The following is a 13,610-nucleotide window of genomic DNA, read 5'->3' on the forward strand; positions in this document are numbered from 1 at the left end:
ACTTTCGACTGCTTTCGGGAGTTTCCTATGTACGCTCTTGCCATCATTAGCTACCGGCGGCCGCTGGAAGAGATTGCCGCGGTCACCGAGAGTCATCGCGCATATGTTCGTCAACTGAAGCAGCACGGCATCCTGCTTGCGTCGGGCCCATTTGATCCGCGATTCGGTGGTGCGCTCCTGCTGCGCGTGAAAGATGACGATGTGATTGGCGGGCTGGATCGCGTTCGCGATGACGATCCCTTCGTGAAGGAAAACCTGGTGCAGTACGAACTACTCCCCTGGAATGTGATGGGCGGCCGCGAAGGTCTCGACAAGCTCTGATGGCGGACGGGCCCCAAAACCTGTCCTCGGTCCGCAGTTTCGGCCACATGGGAACCGCTCCCATGCTGATGGCTTGTTGTGCCTTTTCCGCCGGAATTTTGTGGGCGCGCTTTGAATTTTGTCCGCCTCTCTGGATTCTTACTGCAATCATTCTGTGCGCTGTGGCTGGGTGCGTCACGCTGTATCGACGTGCGTGGCGAGCTGCGACTCTAGCTGTCGCGTCAACCTTTGCCATGGCGGGCGCGCTCACGTGGGAGGCTGTCAGCGCTCAACCGACGCAGATGCATCTTCGCGATTGTGCGACCCGTGAGGATGTTGAACTCACCGGTGTCGTACAGAGCGATGGAATCATTGCGCCGGGAATGTACGGCGCCATGAAGGAGACGATCGATCTCGCGGTCGAATCCGTCACGGCTGAACAGGCCGCCGAAGTGGTTAGTGGTGGAGCGCGACTTTCGCTCTATACAAAATCGACCCCCAAGCATGATGAAGACGACGAAGAACAGGAGATGCCCACCGTCTCTCCCATCCTGCGCAGTGGCGAGCGGGTTCGCCTGCGAGCGAAGCTTGGCGTCCCTGAGAACTATCGCAATCCCGGAGCGTTCGACTACAGGCATTACCTGGAGCGCCAGGGAATCTTCGTAACCGGCGGCGGCAAGCTTGAGAATGTCGAGATACTGAACGAGGACGTCAACCCTCGCTGGGAGCGTTGGCGAGCCACGACGCGCAGGGCGATCCTGGGCAGGATTCATGCGATCTGGCCAGCGGATCGCGCCGCGATACTCGACGCCATGCTGATCGGCGATGCCTCGAGTATCGGGCGCGACGTTCGCAACGATTTCCAGCGCAGCGGCACATATCACATCCTCGTGGTGTCCGGGTTCAACGTGGGCATTCTCGCGTTCGTCGTGTTCTGGATTTTGCGGCGGCTCCCAATGGGAGAGGTCGCGGCGACCATCATTACCCTGGTCCTCGCTGGTGCGTACACATACCTGACGAACGTTGGCGCGCCGGTCATTCGAGCGACCGTGATGCTGGCGATTTATCTCATTACCCGGCTGCTCTATCGCGACCGTGCAGCACTGAATGCCGTCTCTACGGCCGCGCTGGGACTGCTCGTTTACGACCCCGAATCACTCTTCGATCCGAGCTTCCAATTGACGTTTCTCTCAGTGGTGGCGATTGCCGGGATCGTGCTGCCGATCGTCGAGATCACTTCCGGCCCCTACCATCGGGCACTCGCGCAGTTGCCGGTCGTTGGGTTCGACTCTTCGCTAGCGGCGCGACAGGCGCAGTTCCGCCTGGATCTTCGGCTTATCGCTGGTCGTATCGGAAGGTTGATCGGCCGAAGGTTCGCCTATCGGCTGGTGAGCGGGGCGGCCGGACTGGTATTCGGCGTATTTGAAACGCTGCTGGTCTCGGGCGTAATGCAGTTCGCGCTGGCGCTGCCGATGGCATGGTACTTTCATCGCGCGACGCTGACCGCGCTGGCCGCCAACGCACTCGTCGTGCCGGTAACGGGGCTCATGCTGCCGATCGCCATTGGGACAATCTGCCTGCGCCTGATCTCCGCAAAAATGGCTCTTCCACTGAAACTCGTGACCGACTGGATGATCGCGTTTATCAGCGGGACCGTCCGTCTGTTCGGCAGCATGAGGGTGAGCGATGTCCGAATCGCAACCCCGGGTGTGGTCGCGGCAGTTATTGCTGCGGTTGGGCTCGGCGTGGCGATTTGGTTGCTGCGCCGCGGGAACTCATGGTTTCGTTGGGCCGGATTGGCCACCCTGATCGTCACCTCCGCGTGGCTCTTCACGGACAAATCGTCTGCACGGCCCGCACCCGGAGATTTGCAAATTGTTTCGATTGATGTCGGGCAAGGGGACTCGTTCCTGATCGTCTCGCCGGACGGACACACTTTGTTGATCGACTCCGGAGGAACCCTCAACGGCGAGCACGCGAGCTTCGACGTTGGCGAAGACGTGGTTTCGCCCTTGCTATGGAACCTCGGCATCGGCCACCTGGACGCCGTTGCCGTCAGCCATGCGCATGCCGACCACGTGGGCGGGATGAGTGCCGTGATCCACAACTTTCGCCCACGAGAGCTGTGGCTGGCGCCGGGGGCGCCGGTGCACGAACGCCAGCGCCTGATCGAGAGCGCAGCGCGGGAGAAGGTGACGGTCATCGAACGCACCATGGGACAGGAGTTCGACTTCGGGGGCGCCCGGGTCGAGGTGCTTGCCCCACCCAAAATCATCGATCTTGGGCCGAAGGCCATTGACAACAACTCACTGGCACTTCGAATCAGCTACCAGGGGCATTCGGCGCTTTTCATCGGAGATATGGCAAAAGGAGGTGAGGACCGCCTCTACGCTGAGAACCCCCACTCGGATCTTCTCAAAATAGCGCACCACGGCAGCGCGAATGCTACCTCGGAAGAATTCCTCGCCGCAGTACATCCAAGTTTCGCGATGATCTCGGTGGGTCGTCATAATTCATTCAAGCATCCCCGCCCGCAGACGCTGGCGAAGCTGGCTGCCGCACACGTGCGCACGTATCGTACGGACCTGTTTGGGGCGACGCGGTTCGACTTGGATGGTAGAGGGATTCGGGTTACGTCGTTGGCTCTGAATCCTCGGTAAGATCTTCTTCCGCGGGAACGTCGGTGCGATAGGCTTCCATGATCTGCCGGGCTTCTTCGGCCTGTTCCTCGCGAACCTGCACAATGATTCCGCCCACGCCGGGGAGGACATCCTGCGGAGCATCCAGGTAGGAGATGAGGGATTCGATCCCTTCCGACTCGAGCAGTCCTCGGACGACCAGTGCTTCGGACTCTTGTTCCGTGTCGAATACCTTCACGAGTCGCTCGTTTGGTTGCGGAATAGCGGCCATGGTTCCCTCCCAAATGGTTGGATGGTGTCGCGAGTCCCCGCGTCGGACCTAAGTGAAAGGCCCGGCCTCAAGAGAATCATAGTCCTATGTCCCTTCGGATGGCACTCCGGGGCCCAAAATCGTGCTAGGATGCGCAAATTCGGGCAGGGTGCTGCCGCAACGAGAGGACCCTTTGGCTCATCCAACTATGTAGTCAAGATTCCGTAGAGCCAGCTTCCCGGTGGGAGCTGGCGTTTTTGCCGTTTGGGGGTGTCATGGGATTGTCGGAACAGGTTCCCGAGGGGAGGATGAATGAGGCCGAACTGGAGCAGGAGGCAAAGAACATTCGCCGTCTGCAAATCATGGTGGGCATGGTAATTTCCGTGATCTACCAGGACCCGAGTCTTACCATCGAGCAGGCATCCGAGATGGTGACCAACGCCAGGACTGCGGCGCTTTCCATGTTCCCCGACAAAGAGCTTGCCTGGAATATTCTTTATCGCCCGCGGTTGTACCGGGCTATCGAGGAGAGATTCCGGGTGCAGTAATTTAACCCAGTAATGACGAGAGACGAATTTCGAAATGACGAATGAAAGGCTTTATCGAATTGACGAGTGTCTCATTTGCGATGAAAGGCAATAGCCGCACGTTCTTGTCGTCAATGAGGACCTTTCCGTAAGTCGCTGAAACAGGAGAGAACAGAACAGGGGTGGGTTCGCTAAGTTCGCTACTTCACCCCATTCGGATAAAGCAGGATCTTGCTCGCAGTCCCTGCGTTGAGCATTTCCATGCCCCTGCCGAAGTCCGACATCGCGAGCCGGTCGGTGATCACCGGATGCAGGTCGAGCATCCCGGCCTTGAGCAGCGCCGTCATCTGGTACCAGGTCTGGTACATGCGACGCCCGTTGATGCCGAGCACCGTCGCTCCCTTGAAGATGATGTCGTTGGCAAAATTGAGTTCCACCGGACGCGATGGAATCCCGAGCAGCGACACGCGACCGCCTAGTCGAAGGATCTCGAACCCCAGCCGAATCGCATCTTTGTGTCCTGCCATCTCCAGCAGCACGTCGACGCCGATTCCTTCCGTCGCGTCCATGATCATCGACTTCACATCCTGCGTCGTCGGATCGAGGACTAGATCAGCCTTCATCTTCTCGGCAACGCGACGTCGATTCTCATTCACCTCGATCGCGAACACCTTCGTCGCGCCGCAAGCCTTCGCCACCGCGATGGCAAACAACCCGATCGGTCCGCATCCAGTGATAGCCACCGTCTTCGCCGCTATATCGCCGGAGAGCACCGTGTGCACGGCGTTGCCCAGCGGATCGAGGATGGACGCGTACTCCGTCGGGATCGCCGGATCGAGCTTCCAGATGTTGGATTCAGGAATCGTAACGTACTCGGCGAACGCGCCGTTTGCGTCGACGCCGATGATCTTCACGTGCTGGCAGATATGAGCTTCGCCAGTGCGGCACTGGTAGCACTTGCCGCAGTTGACGTGCATTTCGGCTGAGACGAAGTCGCCTTCCTTTACCGTCGTGACTTCATCACCAACGGCAGCCACTTCACCGCAGAACTCGTGTCCCGGAATGAGCGGCGGATGAATGCGTGACTGCGCCCACTGATCCCAGTTGTAAATGTGCACGTCAGTGCCGCAAACGGAAGCAACTTTGACCCTCACGAGGACTTCGTTCGGACCGAACTTGGGAATTTTGACAGTGCGTATTTCGGCGCCCGCCTTCGGTTCGGGCTTAACGACGGCGAGCATTGTGTCTGCCATGAAGTGGCCGCTTTCTCGCCTCGCCGCAGGGCGGGCGGAAGTAAGAAGCTAAATTCTAGCATTCTGAGCGGTAAGGACTGGGCCAGCGGACAGCCACTCAGGGCCGCGTGGCACGCTTCTTGAGGTGGTCTGTTTAGCTCCTGGCCTGCTACTTCTTGGCCGCCGCCTGCTCTCCCAGCACGCTGAATACCGGTAACGGCCGGCTCTTGCCTTTGACCTGAAGCGGATCGAGCGGTTTGAGTTGGAACAGGCCGTTGACTTCGGCGACGGTGGATTCGGAGATGAGAATTTGTCCGGCCGGAGCATTTGCGCAAAGGCGCGAGCTGACGTTCACGGCGTCGCCAACCACTGTGTAGTCAATCCGTTTCGGTGAGCCAATATTGCCAGCCGTGACCACGCCCGTGGTGACGCCGATACCGACGCGGAGGTCGGGCCAGCCGCGCGTGGTGCCTTCGTGGTTGAGTTCGCTCATCAGGTGCTGGATGCCGAGCGCTGCCCGGACGGCATTCGCGGCATCGTTGCCCTTGGAAACCGGTGCCCCGAACAGAGCCATCAAGCCATCGCCCAAGTATTTGTCAAGCGTCCCGCCGTGCTCGAAGATGACCTCCGTTGCGCGGGTAAAGTACTCGTTCAGCATCTCGACTATCTTCTCCGGCGGCAGGGACTCCGACAAAGTCGTAAATCCGCGGATGTCGGCGAAGAGAATACTGACTTTCGCGTTGGTGCCGCCGAGGCGGACTTCTTCGGGATTAGCGGAGACGAGTTCGACAACTTCCGGCGCGAGAAAGCGTTCCAAGGCTGAGCGCTCGATGGCTTGGCGCGCCAGCTTGTCGTGCGTGATCGCGCCATCAATGGCCACCGCAGCCTGCGAGGCGATGACGGCGAAGATGTTTAGTTCTTCCTGGGTGAAGGCCGCGGCCTTTTCCAGGTTGTCGACGTAGAGAATTCCCGCCAGCCGCTGCTGTGCAACCAACGGCGCGACCATTGCCGAGCGCAGGCCGCTGACCTTCATGCTCTCACTGCCGGAGAAGCGCTCGTCCTCGGTGAGGTCCGTGATGAGGATAGGCTCGCGCTCGGAGCGCACGCGCTCCATGACGGCCCGGCTGAGAATGATGCGCGGCTGCTCGACTCGCGATGAGATCGGCTGGTTGCGATACCAGACGTCGGTCTGGTGCGACACTTGCCCCTTGTCGTCGAAAAGCATCATGAAGCCGCGCTCGACGCCCTCGATGCGGAACGCCAATTGAGACACTTCGGCGACGATTTCATCGATCGACAGCTTCGAGTGCAGCGCCTTGCCGGCGTCATAGAGCACGCTGAGCAGGTAGTTCTCGCGCTCCAGCTTGCGTAATTGCTTGCGAAGTTCGGTTGTGTCGTCGAGACGAACGCCGGTGGTGTTGCGGCCGAGGCCGAGCGGCTGGATGGTCGATTGTCCGCCGGGAAGCACCTGCGCGCGGCGTCCCTGGAGCATCTCGTTGAGCGTAGATGGAATCTCGGCCTTTGCGACGTGCAGCGAAGCGTCCTCAATGGACTCGAAGCGGATCTCGTAATCGCCGATGGAGATGTTGTCTTCATTGCGGAGCAGAGTTTCGCCGCTGATGCGCTCCCCGTTAATCAGCACGCCATTCGTGGAACCACGGTCCGCGATAAGGACGTCCCCGGTCGATGCGACCTTCACGACCGCGTGGAAGCGGGAGACGCGGCTGTTGTTGAGAACGAGGTCGTTGGCGTTGCCACGGCCGAGGGTGACGACCGGCTTGGTCAACTCGAGGATGCCGCGCTTGCCTTCCGGGGACGAAATAATGAGCCGCGCCATGGTTCGGGATTCGTAGCTTTCGATTTACCCACATCTCGTTGTGGGGCACGGCGAGTGTTTACTTGTGCACCAGCACTTCGGCGATTCCTGTCTGCTTGCCTTTTTCCACCTTAACTTCGCGCTCGACCGTTTGATAGCCGTCGAGTTCGAGCTGCACCTTATATTTGCCAGCCTTCGTCTCGATTGTCGCCGGAGTGACGCTCGACGATGCCTCTCCGTTCAGAATGATCTTTGCACCTGCAGGCGTAGTCTTGATGCTGAGTTTTCCCCGCTCATTGTTTCCGCCTTTGAAAAACCGGCCAATCTTCGCGAACGGATTCGACTCCTTGGCCGGCTGCGTCGGCTTTGCCGATGCAGGAGCAGCAGCCGTGGTGGCCGGAACGGCCTGCAATTTGCCAGTGATGTTCTGCGTCTGCCCAAGCGCTACAGTTATGTTTTCTGTGGCTTCCTGGAAACCATCTTTGTGCAACTTGATCACATGGTTGCCAGGGGGCAGGCTCAGGGTGGCTGGAGTCTTCTGGCCCGTGGCCTTGCCGTTGAGCGTGATGTCGGCGCCCGCCGGTGTACTGGCAATCTTCACCGTACCGACAGTAGTAGTGAGCTTCGCGTCGACGGTACCTTTCTTTCCTGCAGCGACATCAACCGTGCGCTTCTCGGTGCCGAAGTTCGGCATTGCATAGGTGACGGTGTGCTTGCCTGCCGGCAGCTTGTCCGCGAGGAAGGGTGTCACCCATTCTGGGCGCGTCTGCCCGTCGATATCGACGTGAGCCCCGGCCGGTTCGCTGATGACCTGAAGGTCGCCAGTGGTCAGTTTCGGTTTAATGGGGCGCTTGGGAGCCGCAGCAGCATTTCCTGTCTCAGGTGGGATAGGCGTTGCATTGGCGTCGGTCGGCGGCGGTTCCGGTGTAACATCGGCAGAAGTCGGCGGGGTCGCGTCTGCACTCGTTGACGGAGTCGCGCCCGGCGACAACTGCTCCGCTTGCTTGGCCATGTCAATTGCCTGCTGCGCCTGTTGCATGGCCTGCTGGAACTGCTGCTGTTGGTTCGCTGCGGCGCGTTTGCGCGCATTGTGTCTCGTAATGCCGACAACACCGGCGACGAGTACAAGAAAGGCAAGCGCGCCGATGAGCAGCTTGCCCGGGCCGCGCGATCCGGCGGCCGCGATCTTTGCGGAGGTGGTGGTCGGCTGTTTGGCCGGAGCGGCCGGAGGCACGGGAAGCGGCGCAACGGCTGGCGTTTTGACCGTGCTGCTCGCTGCGGCTGAGCCCGTCGCTTGCGGAACTGGCGTGGGGTGCATCGCGGACCGCTGTCCGGTGGCCTGGGCTTGGGCTGGCGCAGGCGCCGGCGCCCTGGCAATTGTTGGCGAGGGGCCAATCAACGTAGCGTCGCCTTGTTCGATAGCCTCACGATTGAATGCGCCGGTCGCTGCCACAATCGTCGAGTTCGCATCCGTTCCGTAAGATTTGTAATTCTCGAGGTCGCGAATCAGTTCTGCGCCGCTCTGGTAGCGCTCGTAGGGGTCTTTCGCCAGCGTGCGGGTGACAACGGCGCTGAGTCCGGGATGAATCGTGAGATCGAGATCGCGCGGCGGAATCGGGTTCTCGTTAACGATTTTATAGATGATCGTGGTGACGCCCTGGCCCATGAACGGCTTCTCGCCGGTGAGCATTTCGTAAAGCATTACGCCGAGCGAGAACAGGTCGGAGCGGCCATCCAACTGACGGCCCTTGACCTGTTCGGGCGACATGTAATTCGGCGTCCCGAGGACCTGTCCGGTAGAGGTCAGGCTGCCGCTGACCTTGGCAATGCCGAAGTCCATGATCTTCGCCATGCCCTCGGGCGTGATCATGATGTTAGCGGGCTTGATATCGCGATGGACGATGCCTTTATTGTGGGCGAAGTCGAGTCCTGCGCAGATGTTGCGCGTGATGCCTATCACCTGATCGACCGGCAGGACGCGGTGTTCCTGTAGAACCTCAGCGAGGGTTTTGCCCTCGATGAACTCCATCGCAATGTAGAAGAGCCCCTGGTCTTCGCCGGCGTCATAGATAGTGACGATGTTGGGATGATTGAGGACGCCGGCCGAGCGTGCTTCGTTCTTGAAGCGCCGCAGCATTTCTTCCTGCTCAATGCCATGCACATCGAGCCGCATGGTCTTCAAGGCAACGGACCGGCCGATGTTGGGGTCTGTGGCCTTATAGACGAGGCCCATCGCCCCTTTACCTAGTTCGGATTCGACTTGATAGCGCCCGATGTTCTGCAACAGGGACCTCCCGGCGTCCGCTCCCACGGCAGACACTGGTTATTACCGAATGGAATTGCTGGCGCTTGGAGCGGGTTCGCAGAACTATGCTCTCCGCCCAATTGGCGCTGTAGCAAAGTTGTTAGCAGCCCGGAGTGCACTCCGGAGTGTACTCGGCAAAGTACCTTATTGAGACAGGCGAGTCAACGGAACAAGGGCTAGTCGGTAATCCGAAAATTTGCAAAACGGTAACAGGGAAGTAACCGAACCTCAACCTCAGTGATAGTATGCCGACCATGCGAAAGCTGGCTCTTGCACTCATCCTAACCTTCAGTCTCCTTGCCTTTGCGCAGCAGAACCCCGCCGAAAGCTCAGCCTCGGATGCCCAGGACGGTGCTGCAGTCAAGGCCGTCCTCAATGCCCAGATGGAAGCCTGGAACCGCGGCGACCTGGAAGGCTACATGGCCGCCGGATACTGGAAATCGCCGGACCTGACCTTCATCGGCGGCGCCACGGAGATCCGCGGATACGAGGCAGCACTGGAGCGGTATCGTAAGGCCTACCAGGCACCCGGGAAGGAAATGGGTCACCTCGACTTCCCAGAGATACGTGTGGTCATGCTGGGCACTGATGCAGCCCTTGCAACCGGGAAATTCCACCTGAAGATGAAGGACGGGCGCGAGCCCGCAGGGCGCTTCACCGTGATCTTCAGGAAATTTCCTGAAGGATGGCGGATCATCCACGACCACTCGTGCGCACAGTGATTATCGCAACGTCAGCGACACCACGGTCGAACTGTTCAGGTTCCCGCTCACTCCCGTAACTGTGAGCTTGTAAGTGCCTCTGGGTGCCGATGGTGTTGTCGCCACGGTCATCTTCGTCGTGCCCGATGTCGTGATCGATGTCGGCGAGAAACTCGCGCTTGTACCGGAAGGCAGCCCGGAAACACCGAACGTGACTGTGCCCGTGAACCCGCCCTGCGGCGTGACGGCGATCGAGTAAGACGTACTGTTTCCTCGCTTGGTGTTCCTCGACGTCGGGGAGGCCGTTAACGTGAACGACGGTGCGGTGTAGGTGAACGCGCCGCTTGCAGTTGCTCTGGTGCCGTCCGGATTGGCAACTGCGACATCGACGGTTCCGGCCGCGTGCGCCGGCGTTATTGCCGACATGGAAGTCGCGGAAACAGCACTTACGGTTGCGGTGACACCGCCGAATGTTACGGTCGCGCCAGCCTCAAAGCCGCTACCCGAGATTGTGCCTGAGGTTCCCCCTGCGGTGGTTCCTGATGAGGGCGAGACGCCGGTGATGCTTACCGTCGGAGTGGGGGGATAAGCTACGCCATTCGATACCTTATTCAGAATGCCAGCCTTACCGATTGCCTCAACGTAGAACGTCTGTGAACCCGATGCCAGATTCATCGACGACAAGGGAATTGCGTGCGTGCCCGGCGGCACCGTGGCCAGCAATGTGAGGTTCTGGCCGTCCGTAGTGTCGAACACTACGTAATGGTCAATCGTATTCTCGCTGCCGGAACTCGCCGAGAATGTTGGGCTCCAACTAAGGGTCGTGCTGTCGACGGTTGCCGAGAGGCTTAGGCAATTGTCGATGCCCGTTTCCACCTCAGTACCCTCCTCGTAATCGTTCCACGTCACCACCTGCAGGAACGGAAGCTGGTTCACAATGCCGTAGTCGTTGTTGTGCGTCATCTCGGCGAAAGTTTGCAGCCACGTGTTTCCGCACTGCTGCGGCGTGATGCTGACGTTCGGCTTCCAAGGTGCGTTGGTGTTGTCGAATCCTTTCCAGGAAGCTCCCCAGGGTTGCAGTGTCGGATACTTGAGGGCGGTGTCGTAGAAATTATCAAGATAGACAAGGCCGTAGGGATCGTTGCTCCCGTAGTGATTGATCCAGGCGAACGATCCGTCGCTCTGCATATGACTAAAACCACCAGCATTCCGGAAGATGAACCACATGAGCGGACTGCCGCTTGTATAAGACTGGACGTGTGCGCGCAACTGGTTCCAGATGTATGGCCAGTTCGGCGACGGATTGGTGAAGCACTCTTCGCAGATGAAGAAGAACACCACAGGGCGTCCGCCCTGGGAAACCGACATGTTGGTTGCATCCACGCGCAGGTAGGCCGAACTTGGGAAGAAATTGGCATTCATGTAATCGAGGTCGCTATCCAGAACGCCAAGAATGCAGTTGGTCTGGTCGGTGCCGCCGCCATTCATTGGACACGAATGCGTAATGGAGCCCTGGTCTTCGGTGATAGCAAATGACAGTGGGCACGAGGTCCCGATGCAGCGGCTCTCCAAATCGCTTTTTACCAACAAAGTGGTTCCGTTCTCGATCTGCTTATTGGGACCGTACCAGTCGATGATCGGCCCCCGCAGGCCACGCGCCTGCATGTCGCTCATCTGGGCTTTCACCGTCGCCGCGTCGTCGGAGTTGTAGCCGACCTGGATGTGGCCATTGCAACTGGTGCCCGGGCCGGTTGCGGTCGATCCCGGCTGCATACAAAACCAAGGCATGAAGTGCACGTAGAGCGCTGTCGTCGCACTGCTGTATTCGAGAGTGTGCATATCGGCATGACTTACAGGGCCCGGAACAGCGTTATAGGTGCCGCTGGTCGAATCTGACATCCCGGTGAATGCTCCCTGGCAGTAACCGGAAGCGGCGGAGCACGCGGAAGTGTTATTCGAGGTTTCCCCAGTGAGAGTGGTTTGTGCCTGGGTGAGCGAAGAGAGGCAAATGGCGGCGAGAAACATCACTGTGAAACGAAAACGAGCGGACTGCATGGCGAGGGCTTTCTGGTGAGAGTTGCTGCGAGAGTAGTACGCATTGGTCCACGCAGCAACTTGGAGCCCTAGGGAAAATACACGTAGTACAGGTTAGGGCCCAGTTCGTGGAGCGGGCTTCTTTGGTAAAGCCGGGTGCTACCCTCAAATTGTTCTAGACGCAGCCTGACGGGTTGGGCAATCCAGCCACCTTGCAGGCACCCTTGGCGGGACCCGAGGGAAACATGTCGTAAATGTCGCTCAATTTGTAGCCGGTTTCTTTGCAGATGTGGCGAACCATCGGGGCAATTTCGTTTTCTTTCCAGTAGCCACGAATGTAGTCGATGATCTTCCAGTGGCCTTCGCTCAATTCCGTCAGCCCTTGCGCGTTCGCGAGATCGAGCGCAACAGCGCGATCCCAGATCTCCGGGCTCTGCAAAAATCCGTCCTTATCGACTTCGTACTTCCGATTGTTCACTTCGAACACCAGTAAGTCCTTTCTTCAGTTGATGACTGTCCTTCTCAGTCGATCGTTCCCCCCCGGACATGAGCACGGCGATCGTCTGAGTTTACGCGTGTACGGGGGTCGTTGCACGCTTCGCGTTGCGCTGCTTCGCCCACGCCGCAATCTGCCGCATGCCTTCTATCGCGGCGTCGATATCGGCATCGGTGTTGAATGCACCGATCGAGAATCGCACGGAACCGTGGACATCCAGGGTTCCGTGCTGCTGGTGAACCAGTGGTGCGCAGTGCAGGCCGGTGCGCGTCGCGACTTCATGATCGACGTCGAGCATGGTGCCGACGTCGCCTGCTTCGAGCCCCTCGACGTTGATGCTGATGGTCGAGAGGTGGTTTTCGAGGTTGTCGCAGCAGTAGAGCCTCACACCTTCGATTGTCTTGAGGTTCTCTACCAGTTTCCGCGCGAGTTTGATCTCGCGGGCATGAATGTTTTCGACGCCGTTCTGGTCGAGCCAGTCCTGCCCAGCCCAAAGAGCGGCGACGCCCACCATGTTCGGAGTCCCAAACTCCATGCGCCATGGATACTCTTCGAGGTGATATGGGTAAGCCGAGCGCACGCCCGTACCGCCGGCCCGCGTCTGGCCGATGTCGACGTGCTTGCGCACGCACATACCACCGATGCCTGTACAGCCCATCAGCGCCTTGTGCCCGGTGAACGACAGCACGTCGATGTTCATCGCCTGCATATCGATCGGAATCACGCCTGCTGTCTGCGCGGTATCGACAGCAAACGTGATGCCGCGCTCGCGGCAGATCTTACCGATCTCGGCGACCGGTTGCACGGTGCCGAGGACGTTTGACCCATGATTTACAACGACCAATTTCGTGTTTGGACGAATCGCTTTGGCTATTGCATCGGGCTCGACGAAGCCCGCGCCGTTGAACGGAACGAATGTCGCCTCGATCCCGCGGTCGCGGACAAGGTGGTTTACCGGGCGAATGACCGCATTGTGCTCCAAGTTCGTGGTGACAACGTGATCGCCTTCCGCAAGCGACCCGAAGATGATCAGATTCAGCGCGTCGGTGCCGTTGTAGCCGAAGCAAAGACGCTCGGGACAATCCTGATCGCCGTTGAAGAACTTTGTCAGCCGCTTGCGAAGCCGATCAAGCAGGGAGCCGGCTTCGATGGCCATATCGAAACCACTGCGCCCCGGGTTCACACCCGTCTCGCGGTAGAACTTCAGCATGTAGTCGTAAACGCACTCCGGCTTCGGCCAGGCGGTAGCGGCATTATCAAGATAATGAAGGTTGTTTTGCATCGGCGCCTCGCAAGAAATGGTACGAAGA

General features: G+C 59.1%; 11 protein-coding genes. 4 read left to right on the forward strand and 7 right to left on the reverse strand.

Going from position 1 to position 13,610, the window contains the following annotated elements; translation table 11 throughout:
* Positions 1-27 precede the first annotated feature (27 nt).
* Entirely contained in the window at positions 28-321 is a 294-nt protein-coding gene (locus tag ROO76_23510) for a YciI family protein (protein MDT8071135.1), read from the forward strand.
* Entirely contained in the window at positions 321-2,960 is a 2,640-nt protein-coding gene (locus ROO76_23515) for a ComEC/Rec2 family competence protein (GenBank protein ID MDT8071136.1), read from the forward strand. Before ROO76_23510 ends, ROO76_23515 begins: the two co-directional genes overlap by 1 nt.
* Here the strand turns inward: ROO76_23515 and ROO76_23520 are convergent.
* A complete protein-coding gene (locus tag ROO76_23520) occupies positions 2,932-3,210 on the reverse strand; it encodes a DUF2007 domain-containing protein (protein MDT8071137.1) in 279 nt (92 codons plus the stop codon). The genes ROO76_23515 and ROO76_23520 overlap by 29 nt on opposite strands.
* A 254-nt stretch (positions 3,211-3,464) precedes the next feature.
* Here ROO76_23520 and ROO76_23525 point away from each other — a divergent pair, with 254 nt between their 5' ends.
* Entirely contained in the window at positions 3,465-3,737 is a 273-nt protein-coding gene (locus ROO76_23525) for a hypothetical protein (GenBank protein ID MDT8071138.1), read from the forward strand.
* A 179-nt stretch (positions 3,738-3,916) separates the two neighbouring features.
* Here ROO76_23525 and tdh read toward each other — a convergent pair whose 3' ends face one another.
* The 3 genes from tdh to ROO76_23540 form a co-directional block, all read right to left on the reverse strand.
* Positions 3,917-4,969, reverse strand: a complete 1,053-nt coding sequence (gene tdh, locus ROO76_23530) for an L-threonine 3-dehydrogenase (protein MDT8071139.1) — start codon at positions 4,967-4,969, stop codon at positions 3,917-3,919.
* Between the two features lie 148 nt (positions 4,970-5,117).
* Positions 5,118-6,785 (reverse strand): adenylate/guanylate cyclase domain-containing protein, encoded by a 1,668-nt coding sequence (locus tag ROO76_23535; protein ID MDT8071140.1) that lies wholly within the window; start codon positions 6,783-6,785, stop codon positions 5,118-5,120.
* 58 nt (positions 6,786-6,843) lie between these two features.
* The gene (locus ROO76_23540; protein MDT8071141.1) at positions 6,844-9,048 is read right to left on the reverse strand and encodes a PEGA domain-containing protein; all 2,205 of its coding nucleotides are present in this window, start codon (positions 9,046-9,048) and stop codon (positions 6,844-6,846) included.
* 275 nt (positions 9,049-9,323) lie between these two features.
* On the opposite strand from ROO76_23540, the gene ROO76_23545 reads away from it, so the two are divergent.
* On the forward strand, positions 9,324-9,791 hold the full coding sequence (locus ROO76_23545) for a DUF3225 domain-containing protein (GenBank protein ID MDT8071142.1): 468 nt from the start codon (positions 9,324-9,326) through the stop codon (positions 9,789-9,791).
* On the opposite strand, the gene ROO76_23550 is transcribed toward ROO76_23545, so the two are convergent.
* The 3 genes from ROO76_23550 to ROO76_23560 form a co-directional block, all read right to left on the reverse strand.
* A complete protein-coding gene (locus tag ROO76_23550) occupies positions 9,792-11,669 on the reverse strand; it encodes an IPT/TIG domain-containing protein (GenBank protein MDT8071143.1) in 1,878 nt (625 codons plus the stop codon). It abuts the gene before it with no gap.
* Between the two features lie 310 nt (positions 11,670-11,979).
* Positions 11,980-12,282: a TusE/DsrC/DsvC family sulfur relay protein gene (locus tag ROO76_23555; protein ID MDT8071144.1), complete on the reverse strand. Its 303-nt coding sequence runs from the start codon at positions 12,280-12,282 to the stop codon at positions 11,980-11,982.
* 91 nt (positions 12,283-12,373) lie between these two features.
* Positions 12,374-13,582, reverse strand: coding sequence for an aminotransferase class V-fold PLP-dependent enzyme (locus tag ROO76_23560; GenBank protein MDT8071145.1), 1,209 nt, complete (start codon positions 13,580-13,582; stop codon positions 12,374-12,376).
* Positions 13,583-13,610 lie beyond the last annotated feature (28 nt).

This window comes from Terriglobia bacterium (genome assembly GCA_032252755.1).
GTDB lineage: Bacteria > Acidobacteriota > Terriglobia > Terriglobales > Acidobacteriaceae > JAVUPY01.

Coding starts and splice junctions, on each gene's coding strand:
- ROO76_23510 (MDT8071135.1), top strand. CDS start 28: ATGTACGCTCTTGCCATCATTAGCTACCGGCGGCCGCTGGAAGAGATT.
- ROO76_23515 (MDT8071136.1), top strand. CDS start 321: ATGGCGGACGGGCCCCAAAACCTGTCCTCGGTCCGCAGTTTCGGCCAC.
- ROO76_23520 (MDT8071137.1), bottom strand. CDS start 3,210: ATGGCCGCTATTCCGCAACCAAACGAGCGACTCGTGAAGGTATTCGAC.
- ROO76_23525 (MDT8071138.1), top strand. CDS start 3,465: ATGGGATTGTCGGAACAGGTTCCCGAGGGGAGGATGAATGAGGCCGAA.
- tdh (MDT8071139.1), bottom strand. CDS start 4,969: ATGGCAGACACAATGCTCGCCGTCGTTAAGCCCGAACCGAAGGCGGGC.
- ROO76_23535 (MDT8071140.1), bottom strand. CDS start 6,785: ATGGCGCGGCTCATTATTTCGTCCCCGGAAGGCAAGCGCGGCATCCTC.
- ROO76_23545 (MDT8071142.1), top strand. CDS start 9,324: ATGCGAAAGCTGGCTCTTGCACTCATCCTAACCTTCAGTCTCCTTGCC.
- ROO76_23550 (MDT8071143.1), bottom strand. CDS start 11,669: ATGTCAGATTCGACCAGCGGCACCTATAACGCTGTTCCGGGCCCTGTA.
- ROO76_23560 (MDT8071145.1), bottom strand. CDS start 13,582: ATGCAAAACAACCTTCATTATCTTGATAATGCCGCTACCGCCTGGCCG.